At 65.5% G+C, this 13,750-nt stretch carries 13 protein-coding genes; 8 read left to right on the top strand and 5 right to left on the bottom strand.

Annotated elements, in window-relative coordinates; all coding sequences use genetic code 11:
- Positions 1–97: 97 nt before the first annotated feature.
- Complete coding sequence (gene prpD, locus ACO6VM_RS02725; RefSeq protein WP_422402742.1) at positions 98–1,582, top strand: 2-methylcitrate dehydratase; 1,485 nt, start codon at positions 98–100, stop codon at positions 1,580–1,582.
- A gap of 161 nt (positions 1,583–1,743) precedes the next feature.
- Here prpD and acnB read toward each other — a convergent pair whose 3' ends face one another.
- Positions 1,744–4,353, bottom strand: coding sequence for a bifunctional aconitate hydratase 2/2-methylisocitrate dehydratase (acnB, locus tag ACO6VM_RS02720; RefSeq protein ID WP_401057147.1), 2,610 nt, complete (start codon positions 4,351–4,353; stop codon positions 1,744–1,746).
- Positions 4,354–4,759: 406 nt separating this feature from the next.
- Here acnB and ACO6VM_RS02715 point away from each other — a divergent pair, with 406 nt between their 5' ends.
- A complete protein-coding gene (locus tag ACO6VM_RS02715; protein ID WP_110994216.1) occupies positions 4,760–5,227 on the top strand; it encodes a DUF1289 domain-containing protein in 468 nt (155 codons plus the stop codon).
- Between the two features lie 139 nt (positions 5,228–5,366).
- Here ACO6VM_RS02715 and queD read toward each other — a convergent pair whose 3' ends face one another.
- Both queD and ACO6VM_RS02705 read right to left on the bottom strand, forming a co-directional pair.
- Entirely contained in the window at positions 5,367–5,723 is a 357-nt protein-coding gene (gene queD / locus ACO6VM_RS02710; protein WP_054901708.1) for a 6-carboxytetrahydropterin synthase QueD, read from the bottom strand.
- A 53-nt stretch (positions 5,724–5,776) separates the two neighbouring features.
- Entirely contained in the window at positions 5,777–6,856 is a 1,080-nt protein-coding gene (locus ACO6VM_RS02705; RefSeq protein WP_422402741.1) for a patatin-like phospholipase family protein, read from the bottom strand.
- Between the two features lie 213 nt (positions 6,857–7,069).
- On the opposite strand from ACO6VM_RS02705, the gene ACO6VM_RS02700 reads away from it, so the two are divergent.
- The 5 genes from ACO6VM_RS02700 (at position 7,070) to ACO6VM_RS02680 (ending at position 11,107) form a co-directional block, all read left to right on the top strand.
- Entirely contained in the window at positions 7,070–7,378 is a 309-nt protein-coding gene (locus ACO6VM_RS02700) for a PepSY domain-containing protein (RefSeq protein WP_422402740.1), read from the top strand.
- On the top strand, positions 7,378–7,692 hold the full coding sequence (locus ACO6VM_RS02695) for a PepSY domain-containing protein (RefSeq protein ID WP_110994220.1): 315 nt from the start codon (positions 7,378–7,380) through the stop codon (positions 7,690–7,692). Before ACO6VM_RS02700 ends, ACO6VM_RS02695 begins: the two co-directional genes overlap by 1 nt.
- The gene (locus ACO6VM_RS02690) at positions 7,693–8,361 is read left to right on the top strand and encodes a response regulator transcription factor (RefSeq protein WP_401057003.1); all 669 of its coding nucleotides are present in this window, start codon (positions 7,693–7,695) and stop codon (positions 8,359–8,361) included.
- Positions 8,358–9,677 carry a sensor histidine kinase gene (locus ACO6VM_RS02685; protein WP_422402739.1) on the top strand — a complete coding sequence of 440 codons (1,320 nt, stop codon included), beginning with the start codon at positions 8,358–8,360 and terminating at the stop codon, positions 9,675–9,677. Before ACO6VM_RS02690 ends, ACO6VM_RS02685 begins: the two co-directional genes overlap by 4 nt.
- Positions 9,678–9,949: 272 nt before the next feature.
- Entirely contained in the window at positions 9,950–11,107 is a 1,158-nt protein-coding gene (locus ACO6VM_RS02680; protein WP_422402738.1) for an HPP family protein, read from the top strand.
- Here ACO6VM_RS02680 and ACO6VM_RS02675 read toward each other — a convergent pair.
- The gene (locus tag ACO6VM_RS02675) at positions 11,081–11,947 is read right to left on the bottom strand and encodes a LysR family transcriptional regulator (RefSeq protein WP_422402737.1); all 867 of its coding nucleotides are present in this window, start codon (positions 11,945–11,947) and stop codon (positions 11,081–11,083) included. The two genes, ACO6VM_RS02680 and ACO6VM_RS02675, sit on opposite strands and share 27 nt — an antisense overlap.
- An 81-nt stretch (positions 11,948–12,028) precedes the next feature.
- Positions 12,029–12,520 (bottom strand): Lrp/AsnC family transcriptional regulator, encoded by a 492-nt coding sequence (locus ACO6VM_RS02670; RefSeq protein ID WP_422402736.1) that lies wholly within the window; start codon positions 12,518–12,520, stop codon positions 12,029–12,031.
- A gap of 121 nt (positions 12,521–12,641) precedes the next feature.
- Between ACO6VM_RS02670 and ACO6VM_RS02665 the strand changes: the two genes are divergently transcribed.
- Positions 12,642–13,676 (top strand): histone deacetylase family protein, encoded by a 1,035-nt coding sequence (locus tag ACO6VM_RS02665; protein WP_322359223.1) that lies wholly within the window; start codon positions 12,642–12,644, stop codon positions 13,674–13,676.
- Positions 13,677–13,750: the final 74 nt, after the last annotated feature.

The following is a 13,750-nucleotide window of genomic DNA, read 5'->3' as shown; positions in this document are numbered from 1 at the left end:
ACTACCGACTCCCACCCCACCTCCCGCCCCCCTTCTTTCTGCCCTCCCCCCCCCCCCTCGATGGGCTGCAAAGCAGCTCTTTTTCAAGGAGCCACGAATGAGCGCAAACGTAGACCTCAACACCCGCCCCGACTACGACCAGGTTCTGCAGACCCTCGCCGACTACGTGCTCGGTTACCGCGTCGAATCCCCCGAAGCCCTGGATACCGCCCGCCACTGCCTGATGGACACCCTCGGCTGCGGCCTGCTGGCGCTGCGTTTCCCCGAATGCACCAAGCTGCTCGGCCCGCTGGTCGAAGGCACGGTGGTGCCCAATGGCGCCCGCGTGCCCGGCACCGCCTACCGTCTCGACCCGGTCAAAGCCGCCTGGGACATTGGCTGCATTGTTCGCTGGCTGGACTACAACGACACCTGGCTGGCTGCCGAATGGGCCCATCCCTCGGACAACCTGGGCGGAATTCTCGCGGTCACCGACCACCTGTCACAGAAGCGCGTGGCCGGTGGCGAAGCGCCGCTGACCATGCGCGAGGTGCTCGAGGCCATGGTCATGGCCCACGAGATCCAGGGCGTGCTGGCGCTGGAGAACGCCTTCAACCGAGTCGGCCTGGACCATGTAGTGCTGGTCAAGGTCGCCTCCACGGCAGTGTGCGCCAAGCTGATGGGCGCCAACCGCGATCAGCTGCTGTCGGCCTTGTCCCATGCCTTCGTCGACGGCCAGGCCCTGCGCACCTATCGCCATGCGCCGAACGCCGGCTCGCGCAAGTCGTGGGCGGCGGGGGATGCCTCCAGCCGGGGCGTGCGTCTGGCCGATATCGCCCTGCGCGGTGAAATGGGCATCCCCGGTGTGCTCAGTGCTGCGCAGTGGGGCTTTTATGATGTTTCGTTCAGCCACAGCAACAAGGACCTGGCCCTCAAGCAAGAGGCTCAGCGCGAATTGCGCCTGCCGCAGCCCTTCGGCAGTTACGTCATGGAAAACATCCTGTTCAAGGTCAGCTTCCCCGCCGAGTTCCATGCCCAGACCGCCTGCGAGGCGGCGGTGATGCTGCATCGGCAGGTGCGCAACCGCCTGCACGAAGTCGACCGCATCGTCATCGCCACCAACGAGTCGGCAATCCGCATCATTTCCAAGGAAGGCCCGCTGGCCAACGCCGCCGACCGTGACCATTGCCTGCAATACATGACCGCAGTGCCGCTGATCTTCGGCGACCTGGTGGCCGAGCACTATGAAGACAGCTTCCACGCCGCCCACCCGAGCATCGACCGCTTGCGTGAAAAGATGGAGGTGGTCGAGGAGCCGCGTTTCAGTCGCGAGTACCTGGAGGCGGACAAGCGCTCGATCGCCAATGCCGTGCAGGTGTTCTTCAAGGACGGCACCCACACCGAGCAGGTGGTGGTGGAGTACCCGATCGGCCATCGGCGCCGGCGGGAGGAGGGGCTGCCGTTGCTGGAGGCCAAGTTCAGGGCCAACCTGGCGACGCGGTTCGTGCGCCAGCGCTGTGAGGAGATTGTGGCGTTGTGCAAGGACCAGGTGAGGCTGGAGGCCATGCCGGTGCACAGGTTTGTCGATCTGTTCGTGATTTGATGCTGTTTGTACCGGCCTCATCGCGGGGCAAGCCCGCTCCCACGTCAATGCGCTGGCGTTTGCATCGTGGGAGCGGGCTTGCCCCGCGATGAGGGCAGCCGCGCCAACAAAAAAGCCCCGGTATTTCTACCGGGGCTTTCTGTTACAGCCTGAAACTCAACTTACGCCTGAACCACCGGGATCTTGGCGTTGGCGGCCGCTTCGCGGAACTCGGCGATCTGGTCGAAGCTCAGGTAGCGGTAGACGTCGGCAGCCATACTGTCGATGTCCTTGGCGTACTGCATGTACTCTTCGACGGTCGGCAGCTTGCCGATGATCGAAGCGACAGCAGCCAGTTCGGCCGATGCCAGGTACACGTTGGTAGCGTCGCCCAGACGGTTCGGGAAGTTACGGGTCGAAGTGGAGACCACGGTCGAACCGGTCTGCACACGTGCCTGGTTACCCATGCACAGCGAGCAGCCTGGCATTTCCATGCGCGCACCGGCCTTGCCGTAGATGCCGTAGTAGCCTTCTTCGGTCAGCTGGTGGGCGTCCATCTTGGTTGGCGGAGCCAGCCACAGACGGGTCGGGATACCGCCCTTGACCTTGTCCAGCAGCTTGCCGGCAGCGCGGAAGTGGCCGATGTTGGTCATGCACGAACCGATGAACACTTCGTCGATCTTCTCGCCCTGTACCGAAGACAGCAGGCGGGCATCGTCCGGGTCGTTCGGCGCGCAGAGCACAGGCTCTTTGACGTCGGCCAGGTCGATCTCGATGATCTCGGCGTACTCTGCGTCTTTGTCAGCCGACAGCAGCTCAGGCTTGGCCAGCCAGGCTTCCATGGCCTGGGCGCGACGCTCCAGGGTGCGGGCATCGCCGTAGCCTTCGCCGATCATCCAGCGCAGCAGGGTGATGTTGGACTGCAGGTACTCGGCAACGGCCTTCTCTGGCAGCTTGATGGTGCAGCCGGCAGCGGAACGCTCGGCCGAGGCGTCGGACAGTTCGAACGCTTGCTCGACGGTCAGTTCGTCCAGGCCTTCGATTTCCAGGATGCGGCCGGAGAAGGCGTTTTTCTTGCCCTTCTTCTCGACGGTCAGCAGGCCTTTCTGGATGGCGTAGTAAGGGATGGCATGGACCAGGTCACGCAGGGTGATGCCAGGCTGCAGCTTGCCCTTGAAGCGCACCAGGATCGACTCTGGCATGTCCAGCGGCATGACGCCGGTGGCAGCGGCGAAGGCTACCAGGCCGGAACCGGCCGGGAACGAGATGCCGATCGGGAAGCGGGTGTGCGAGTCGCCACCGGTGCCGACGGTGTCAGGCATCAGCATGCGGTTCAGCCAGCTGTGGATGATGCCGTCGCCTGGGCGCAGCGACACGCCGCCACGGGTGCGGATGAAGTCTGGCAGGGTGTGGTGGGTGGTGACGTCGATCGGCTTCGGATACGCAGCGGTGTGGCAGAACGACTGCATGACCAGGTCGGCGGAGAAGCCCAGGCACGCCAGGTCTTTCAGCTCGTCGCGGGTCATCGGGCCAGTGGTGTCCTGGGAGCCGACGGTGGTCATCTTCGGCTCGCAGTAGGCGCCTGGGCGCACGCCCTGGCCTTCCGGCAGACCGCAAGCACGGCCGACCATCTTCTGCGCCAGGGTGAAGCCCTTGGTCGAAGCGGCAGGTTGCTCTGGCTTCTTGAACAGGTCGGAAGCACCCAGGCCCAGTTCGGCGCGGGCTTTCTCGGTCAGGCCACGGCCGACGATCAGCGGGATACGGCCGCCAGCGCGGACTTCATCGAGCAGCACTTCGGTTTTCAGCTCGAAGCTGGTGACCAGTTCGTCGCTGCCGTTGCGGCGCACTTCGCCCTTGAACGGGTAGACGTCGATGACGTCGCCCATGGCCAGGTTGGTGCAGTCGAATTCGATCGGCAGGGCGCCGGCGTCTTCCATGGTGTTGTAGAAGATCGGGGCGATCTTGGTGCCGAAGCAGAAGCCGCCAGCGCGCTTGTTCGGAACGTACGGGATGTCGTCGCCGAAGAACCACAGCACCGAGTTGGTGGCGGATTTACGCGAGGAGCCGGTACCGACCACGTCACCGACGTAGGCAACCGGGTGGCCTTTGGCCTTGACCGCTTCGATCTGGGCCAGCGGGCCGACCGAACCTGGCTGCGAAGGCTCGATGCCGTCACGGGCCATTTTCAGCATGGCCAGGGCGTGCAGCGGGATGTCAGGGCGCGACCAGGCGTCCGGGGCAGGGGACAGGTCGTCGGTGTTGGTTTCGCCAGGCACCTTGAACACGGTCAGGGTGTACTTGTCGGCGATGGCCGGACGCGAGGTGAACCACTCGCCGGCAGCCCAGGACTCCAGCACGGCCTTGGCGTGGGCATTGCCCGCCTTGGCTTTTTCGGCCACGTCGTGGAAGGCGTCGAACATCAGCAGGGTGTGCTTGAGCTGTTCGGCCGCGACGGCGCCCAGTTCGGCGTCATCCAGCAGCGCAACCAGCGTCTCGATGTTGTAGCCGCCCTGCATGGTGCCCAGCAGCTCGGCAGCGCGCTTGCGGTCGAGCAGTGGCGACTTGGCTTCGCCCTTGGCGATGGCGGAGAGGAAAGCGGCCTTGACGTAGGCGGCTTCGTCCACCCCTGGCGGAACGCGGTTGGTGATCAGGTCTACGAGGAAGGCTTCTTCGCCGGCCGGCGGGTTTTTCAGCAGCTCGACCAGGCCTGCGGTTTGTTCGGCGTTCAGCGGCTGGGGCACGATACCCAGAGCGGCACGCTCTTCGATGTGTTTGCGGTAGGCTTCAAGCACAGTTATTACCCTCATCAGTGGTCCCTAAAGGGAGTCCGGGACGCTCATCCAGCATTCAATGCACCCATGCGCAGCGCCGACTTTTTGAGTCGCACCGCCAGGGTCGCAAAGAATCCTTACAGAAGCTGCTTTCAAAGTTTTACGCCTGTAGAACGGGAGGCTGATGAGGGCTGGCGCGGGCATGCGAGGGGTGCATGGCCCGGGCCAACGCCGTTCTACCGGATCAACTGTGCTCGTGACGCTTTGAAAACAGCTTCCAACGGACATTGTTGCCTTGAAAAGGCGGTGTGATTCTACGGCAAAAAAAGCCCGAAGGTAAGGCGGCAAAGATGACTTTAACCAGTGACCCTGGTTAGACAAAGGGCTAACATGAGCCGGTGTTCCGCCGTCAAGCTGTTGTTTTCCAATGACCAACCAGTCCATCAAGACCCCTTGCGTCGGCCTCTGCTCCACGGTGTATGGAGATCTGGTGTGCCGTGGCTGCAAGCGTTTTCACCACGAAGTGATCCACTGGAACGGCTACGACGACGAGCAGAAACGCGCCGTGTGGCTGCGCCTGGAGCAGTTGCTGGTGCAGGTGATGATGGCCAAGCTGGAAGTGTTCGACAAAGGCCTGCTGCGCCAGCAACTGGAGCAGCGCTCGATCCGCTTTGTCGTGCAGCAGTCGGAATATTGCTGGGCTTACCAGCTGATCGCCCGGGGCGCGCGGATGATCCGCGATCTCGAGGCGTATGGAATGGTGTTGTTGCCGGAGTTCCGCGATTGGGACTTGCCGCAGCTGCGCGATGCCATCGATCGGGAGTTCTTCCTGCTGTCCGAGGCGCATTACCAGCGCTATATCGCCCCGAGCTTCTTGCGCGACGCCATGCAGTAGGCTGCCGGCCTCATCGCGGGGCAAGCCCGCTCCCACGCGTCATGTGGGTGCGTGGGAGCGGGTTTTTGGGTCCCTCCCCTCTTCCCTTTTTTTGTTGTTCTTTCTCGCCTTCCCCCCCCCCCGCGATGAGGCCCTTCGATCAGTCGCCGGTGTACTCGCACCCGCTGGTGCAGGTCTCATGAATACGCACTTTCGACAACTCCGGCAGCAGCGGCTTGACCTGCTCCCAGATCCACTTGGCGATCACTTCGCTGGTGGGGTTTTCCAGGCCGGGGATGTCGTTCAGGTAGTTGTGGTCCAACTGCTCGTAGATCGGCTTGAAGATCGCCTTGATCTCGGAAAAATCGCGGATCCAGCCGGTGTGCGGGTCGAGCGGGCCGGTCAGGTGCAGGCCGACCTTGAACGAGTGACCATGCAGGCGGCCGCATTTGTGCCCGGCGGGAACGTTGGGCAGGCGGTGGGCCGATTCGAAGGTAAATTCCTTGAAGATTTCCAAGATGTCAGGACTCTGTGTGTATCAATGATGCGCGCAGTCTACCAGCATGCCCGCTACAAGGCTTGCAGCTGATCCTGCAACCGCCCGGTGGCGATCAGCTCCAGCAGTTCATCCCCCAGCCGTTGGCTTTCGGCAATGGCCTTGTACCAGTAGCGCTTGCGCGTCGGCGCATCGCCCATGAAGCGCTTGAAGTCGTTGCGGTCGGGCAGCTTGCCGTAGGGCAGGGCGGCCAGGTACTGCGGCGATGGGGTCATCAGCAGCACGTTCTGCAGGCGCGTGGCGTCGCCCTTGCGCCATGGCAAGGCCTTGTCGAACCAGCCGGGCACCACCTTGTCGGTGAAGTGCGGATAGAGCACCAGGTCGTCGCCCCGGTAGGGCAGGTCCAGGTGATAGTCGAGCAGGCCGCCGTCGCGGTAGGTGCCGGCGCCGGCGCCGGGGATGTCGCGCACGCCCTCCATGACCATGGGGATCGAGCCCGAGGCGAGCAGGGCCTGGCGCAGGTTGGCCAGGTCCAGCGGCAAGCAGCGTGAAGGGAAGTCGGTGAGCGCGTCCAGCGGTGGCGCGGCGCGCTGGTCATGCAGGATCACCCGTTCGAAATGCCGGCCCAGGCGTGCGCGCCCCAGCAGGTTGCTGGCGATCACCGAAGACAACCCCAGGCCCAGGCGGCCGCGGTGGTCGTGGGCGAGCTGGCCGTGACTCTTCACCACCAGGATGTTCAGGCGGTAGTGCGGGTTGCCGAGAATCTGCCCGTCGCGGCCCTGCAGCAGGTCGTCGAGCATGCGCTGGCTGCTCTGGCTGATCTGCCTGGGGGTGACGCCTTTGGCGAAGTCCTGCTCGGTGTACAGCTCGCCCAGGCGGCGGATGCCGGCCACCGGGTCGTCGAGGCAGGCGCTGGCGAAGCGCCAGGAGCCGATCGAGGCGCCGATCAGTGCGCGCTGGCGCGGGGCAGAGGGTAGCCATTCACCGAACAGCGCCAGGTCCAGGCCCTGGATGCCCAAAGGCTTGGGGCCGCCGGCGGCGCCGGGCAGCACACCGACATCGGCCGCCTGCAGGCCGCGCTCGCGGATCTGCCGCAGGGCGCGTTGGCCGGCCTTGAAGGTCAGGGCGGGGTACTTGATGTGGATGGTGGTCATGGTGGGCCCTTTGGGTGGCACAGGCCAGGCAGTATAAAGGCAGATGGCCCTATCGCGGGGCAAGCCCGCTCCCACGGTAGCAGGGCGACAGGGTCGGTACAGGCGGCCTTCCCATCTGCGCTATCATGCGGCCAGCTGTTTTCAGGTTGGATTAAGGACCCCCGGTTAGTCTTGTTTGCGTAGACAACTTGCTCATCCCCAAGGAGAGACCCCATGAAAACCCTGACTGCCCTGTTCACCGCCGCCGCCCTTGCATTGGGCGCCAACGCCGCCTTCGCCAAGGACGTGCAGCCCGATGAAGTGGTCAAGCTGGTGAACGCCAAGACCATCAAGTCGCTGGACGAGCTCAAGGCTACCGCCGTGGCCAAGCACCCCGGCGCCACCGTCACCGACTCCGAGCTCGAAGACGAATACGGCCGCTACATCTACAAGGTCGAACTGCGTGATGCGCAGAACGTCGAATGGGACGTCGACCTGGACGCCAAGACCGGTGAAGTGCTGAAGGACGCGCGGGACAATTGATGAACGCATTACCGCAGGCGGCGCGCTGCCTGGCCCTGGCCTTGCTCGGCATGTGCTCGCTGGCCGCCGCCCGCGACCTGGATCAGGACGAGGCCCTGGCGCTGCGCCAGCAGGGCATCATCCTGCCTTTCGAGCGATTGCTCGAGACCGCCCTGGGGCGTTACCCCGGGGCGCGTCTGCTGGAGGCGGAGCTGGAAGAGAAGCACGGCCGCTACGAATACGAAGTCGAGTTGCTGACCCCCCAGGGCGTGGTGCGCGAGATCAAGCTCGACGCCCGCACCGGCGAGCTGCTCAAAGACGAGGAAGATGACTGAATGCGCCTGTTGCTGGTCGAAGACAACGTGCCCCTGGCCGATGAACTGATTGCCGCCCTGCAACGGCAGGGTTATGCGGTGGACTGGCTGGCCGATGGCCGCGACGCGGTGTACCAGGGCCAGAGCGAACCCTACGACCTGATCATTCTTGACCTCGGCTTGCCGGGGTTGCCTGGGCTTGACGTGTTGGCGCAATGGCGCGGGGCCAACCTCGCCACCCCGGTGCTGATCCTCACGGCGCGCGGCTCCTGGGCCGAGCGAATCGAAGGCCTCAAGGCCGGCGCCGACGACTACCTGAGCAAACCCTTTCATCCCGAGGAGCTGCAACTGCGCATCCAGGCCCTGCTGCGCCGCGCCAAGGGCTTGGCCAACCAGCCGAAGCTGGAAGCCGCCGGCCTGCACCTGGATGAATCGCGCCAGTGCGTCAGCCGTGAAGGTGTCGAGGTCCAGCTGACCGCCGCCGAGTTCCGCCTGCTGCGGTATTTCATGCTGCACCCAGGCCAGGTGCTGTCCAAGAGCCACCTGGCCGAGCACCTCTACGACGGCGAGACCGAGCGTGATTCCAACGTCCTTGAAGTGCACGTCAACCACTTGCGCCGCAAGCTCGGGCGCAGCGTGATCGAGACCCGCCGTGGCCAGGGTTATGTGTACGCCGGGAGTGGCGCGTGAAGTCGATCCAGGCGCGCTTGAGCCTGGGGCTGGTGGCGGTGCTGGTGGTGGTGGGCCTGGCGTTTGCGCAACTCACCCTGTGGCTGTTCGAGGCCGGCCTGCAGCGTTACCTGGAAACCGGCCTGCGCAAAGAAAGCGAGAACCTGCTGGTAGCGCTGGTGCGTGGGCCGTCCGGCCTGCAGCTGGACGAGCGGCGCATATCGGCGGCCTACCAGCGCCCGTTCTCGGGCTACTACTTCCGTATCGATTTCGACCAGGGCACCTGGCGCTCGCGCTCGCTCTGGGACCTGGACATGCCCAAGCCGGCCAAGCCCGGGCTGGACGACGGCCATGAGCTGGGCCCCGAGGGCCAGCAGCTGCTGGCCTATCGCGGCGACTACCGGCGCCTGGGCCAGGACATCTCGATCAGTGTGGCCCAGGACTATTCGCCAGTGCGCGAGGGTTTCCGCCGCATGCAGCAGATCGGCCTGGGCATGGGCCTGGTGGCGTTGTTGCTGGTGCTGGTGCTGCAGCGCATCACCGTGACCCGCTCGCTGCGCCCGCTGGAGCGCGCCCGCCAGCAGATCGCCCAGTTGCAGCAGGGCCAACGCTCGCAGCTGGATGCCCAGGTGCCCAGCGAATTGCAGCCCTTGGTGGATCAGATCAACCACCTGCTCAATCACACCGAAGACAGCCTGCGCCGCTCGCGCAATGCCCTGGGCAACCTGGGGCATGCGCTGAAGACGCCGCTGGCGGTGCTGCTCAGCCTGGCCGCCAGCGAGCGCCTGCAGGCACTGCCCGAGGTGCGGGCGCAGATGCGCGAGCAACTGCAGCAGATCCAGCAGCGCCTGGCCCGGGAGCTCAACCGTGCGCGTTTGGCCGGGGATGCGCTGCCCGGCGCGCAGTTCGACTGCGATGCCGAGCTGCCGGGGTTGCTGGCAACCTTGGCGATGATCCATGGCGAAGGGCTGTTGCTGGAACGCGACGTACCGCCCGGGCTGTTGTTGCCGTGGGATCGCGAAGACCTGCTGGAGCTGCTCGGCAATTTGCTGGACAACGCCTGCAAATGGGCTGACAGCGAGGTGCGCGTGGGCATGGCGGCGACCACCGAGGGTTATAAGCTGTGGGTCGACGACGATGGCCCCGGCATTCCCGAAGCGCAGCGCCTGCAAGTGCTCGAGCGCGGCTCGCGGCTGGACGAGCAGGTCGATGGGCACGGCCTGGGGCTGGGTATCGTGCGCGATATCGTCGACGCCTGGGGCGGGCGCATCGCCTTGCTGGATAGCCCGCAGGGCGGGTTGCGGGTGAGTATCGAGTTGCCGCGCAAAAGTCGTTGATCGCCATCGCGGGGTGTCCCGCGATAGGCGTGGGAGCGGGCTTGCCCCGCGATGAGGACCAGATCAACCCTGCAAAAAAATTGCAGTACAGCCGCAGTTTTTTGAATTGGCAGGCCTACCTGCCCTCCCGGCACAATCCCCCCACGAAACCCTCCGGTTTCCATCTCTCCACGGACGGAGCCCCTTGCGTTATTGCCTTTGCAATACCGGGCCCAGGTGCGTTTGCGCTGGGCTTTCTTTTCAAATCAAAAAAACACGACGCTATTACTTCGATGCCTGCCTCTCGCCCCGAAACCCGTCTGCAGCGCCTGCTCCCGGCGCCCCTGAACATCCCCCCCAAAGAATGGCTGCGCGCAGGCCTTGGCGCGCTGCTCGGCCTGTTCCTCGCCGGCTACCTGTGCAGCCTGGCCTACGGCCCGTCGATTGCCTTGCACCTGCTCGGCCCGTTGGCGGCCTCGGCGGTGCTGGTGTTCGCCGTGCATTCCGGGCCGTTGGCCCAGCCGTGGCCCGTGGTGGGCAGCTACGCGCTGGCCGGCGCCGTGGGCCTGGCCATGCGCCACGGCTTCGGCGACGGGTTGTGGGTGGCGGCAGCCGCGCTGGCGGTCGCCACCCTGGTGATGTGCCTGCTGCGCTGCCTGCACCCGCCGGGTGGCGGCGTGGCGGTCAGTGCGGTGCTGGCCGATCCGGGGCTGGTGGCGATGGGCGACCACCTGCTCGAACCGGTGCTGCTCAATGCGCTGGTCCTGGTCGCTGTCGCGGTGCTCTACAACCGCCTCACCGGCGTGCGTTACCCCAAAGGCGCGGCGCCGCGCAAAGACCTGCACCACACCCATGACCCGCTGCCTGGCGCGCGCGTAGGCATCAACGCCGACGACCTGGACCAGGCCCTGGAAGACATCGGCGAGTTCGTCGACGTGACCCGCGACGAGCTGGAGCGGATCATCCTGGCCACCGAGCAGCATGCGTTGCAACGCAGCCTTGGCGGTATCACCGCAGGCTCGGTGATGTCCCGCGATGTGCAGTCGGCCACGCCGCGCACCAGCCTCGAACAGGCCTGGAAGATGCTCGCCAGCCATCACCTGAAAACCTTGCCGGTGCTGGACAACGGCCGCCTGGTGGGCATCGTCAGCCTCAGCGACCTGGTCGGCCCGGCCATGGCGCGCGGGCGTTTCAGTTGGCGTCGCATGTTCCGCCGCAACACGGTGCGCCTGGAGCAGGTGATGAGCCGGCGCGTGGTCAGTGTGAGCAGTCAGCACCCGCTGGAGCGTCTGTTGCCACTGCTCAGCGAGCAGGGCCTGCACTGCCTGCCGGTGCTCGACGGCGACAGCCTGGTGGGGGTGATCACTCAGACCGACCTGATCGCCGGCCTCAAGCGGCACCTGCTGACGGCGGCCGCCCAGGGCTCAGATCACCGGGTCCCAGCGCTGTGACCAGTCGCTTTCGCCGGCGGCCACCAGCCGGCGCAACACCGCGAAGGACTGCTGCAGCGCTTCGCTGTCGCGTTCGCGGGCGTACACCAGAAAGGTCGGGTAGGTGAACTCCGGCGCTTCGGGCACCCGCTCGAACACGCCGCTTTGCAGGAAGGCCTGCACCACCCGCGTGCGGAAGTAGCCGCTGCCGCCCTGGTCGAGGATGAACTGCAGGGCCAGTGGCCCAAGGTTGAAGCTCAGCGCCGGGCGTGACAGCTCGGGCAGGGCGGCGTCGTGCTGGCGGCGGAAGGCCTCGCCCCAATCGATGTAGATATACGGCTCAGGCCGGTCCACCCGGCGTACGCGGATCAGTTTCTCCTCCATCAACTGCTCCACCTGCAGGCCCGGGCCGTAGGTCGGCTGGTACACCAGCGCGGCGTCCAGCAGGCCCATCTCCACCTTGCGCAACAGCGACTCACCGTCGCTGACTTCGCTGCGGATCGCGTGGCCTTGCAGTTCGCGGTGCAGCGCGCTGACCCAGTCGAGCATCATCGGGTTGCCCAGGCTCACCTCGCCGCCCACATGCAGCACCTGCTGGCAGCCCTGGGGCAGCGGCAGGTCGCGGCGCGCGGCTTCCCAGGTCTGCACCAGCTGGTTGGCATAGCTGACGAAGGCCTCGCCATCACTGGTCAGGCTGGCGCCGTTGCGGCTGCGCACGAACAACTGGCAGCCCAGTTGCCGTTCCAGCCGTTGCACCCGCGCGGTGATGGCCGTCTGCGACACGAACAGGCGCTCGGCGGCGGCGACCAGGCTGCCGCAACGCACGATTTCCAGGAAGGTTCGGGCCTGATCGATGTCCATGTTGCTGCTCTGTGGCGGAAAGGGCGCCTAGTCTAGAGGCTTTGCACCGAAATAGGGCGTTATAGGGCCCGGCGAGTAACATCAGCCTTCGGGAATCGCCACCCGCGTGCTGGCCTTCACCTCGCGCAGCGCCAGGCTCGACTGGATAGAGGCGATCCCCAACTGCCGGCGCAGCACCTGTTCGATGAATTCACTGTAGCTGTCCAGGTCCTCGGCCAGCACTTGCAGCAGGTAATCGGCATCACCGGTGATCTTGTGGCAGGCGACCACCTCGGGCAGCGCGCGCACCACCGCCTCGAAGTCGTCCGGCGCCTTGTCGCCGTGGCTGGCGAAACGTACCTGGACGAAGGCAAGGATCTCCAGGCCCAGCAGGCGGCGGTCGAGGTTGGCCTGGTAGTCGCGGATCACGCCTTCTTCTTCCAGGCGTCGGCGCCTGCGCCAGCAGGGCGTGACGCTGAGCGACAGGCGCTCGCTCAGCTCGGCGTTGGACAGGCTGGCGTCGGCCTGCAACAGGGCGAGCAGGGCACGGTCGGTATCGTCGAGGGTCACGTGCTTGGATAATTTTTTCGCCATGGGTGCCAGTCCTGAAATAACAGACTCGAAAAGCTAACATTGCGAGTCGATAAAGCAAAGAACACCCAGCGATGACGCAATAGCCTAGTGGTCAATCAACCACCACACAGGCTTCGCCAGCATGTTGACCGTCTTCAGCGCCAACCACCGCCTGCACCATGGCACCGAACTCAAGGATGGCGTGCTCAAGCCATCGTTCGAACAACCCAGCCGCGCCGACACCGTGTACGACCGGGTGCGCACGGTCGGCCTGGGCGATATCGTCTCGCCACAGGCGTTCGACCGCGCCTGCTACGTCAAGGCCCACAGCGAGCGTTACGTGCACTTCCTGGAAACGGCCTGGCAGCAGTGGACCGCCCTGGGCCGCAGCCACGACGCGTTGCCATTGGTGTGGCCGGTACGCGACCTGGCCGGCGAGCGGGTGCCTCGGCATATCGATGGCCAGCTCGGCTTCTTCGCCATGGACGCCGGCGCGCCGATCACCGCCACCACCTGGCAGGCGGTGAAGACCAGCGCCGACCTGGCCCTGACGGGGCTTGAACTGCTCGACCAGGGCCAGCAGGCCGCCTTCGCCCTGTGCCGCCCGCCGGGGCATCACGCCGCCCGCGAGTACATGGGCGGTTACTGCTACCTGAACAACGCCGCCATTGCCGCCGAGCATGCCTTGACCCGTGGGGCGGCCAAGGTGGCGGTACTGGACGTCGACTTCCACCACGGCAACGGCACCCAGACCATCTTCTACGACCGCCCGGACGTGCTGTTCGTCTCGCTGCACGGCGAGCCGGCGGACTCCTACCCCTACTTCAGCGGCTACGCCGACGAGCTTGGCGCCGGCGCGGGCGAGGGCTTCAACCTCAATCTGCCGCTGCCCAAGGGCACGCGCTGGGCGGCTTACCAGCAGGCCCTGGAGCAGGCCTGTGCGCGCCTGCGCCGCCATGCGCCTGAAGTGCTGGTGGTGTCGCTGGGCGTGGACACCTTCAAGGACGACCCGATCAGCCACTTCCAGCTCGACAGCCCGGACTACCTGGCCATGGGCCGGATGATCGCCGCCGTGGGCGTGCCGACCCTGTTCGTCATGGAGGGCGGCTACATGGTCGATGAGATCGGCATCAATGCGGTGAACGTGCTGACCGGGTTCGAAGAAGCCCGCGGCTGATCCAAGGGCCTCATCGGGGGGGGGGGGGGGGGGGGAGGGGGGGGAGAGGAGGGGGGGGGGGGGGGGGGCGGACG

This window comes from Pseudomonas sp. GZD-209, from assembly GCF_049310485.1.
Lineage (GTDB): Bacteria > Pseudomonadota > Gammaproteobacteria > Pseudomonadales > Pseudomonadaceae > Aquipseudomonas > Aquipseudomonas sichuanensis.
This window is presented reverse-complemented; position numbering and strand designations above follow the sequence as displayed.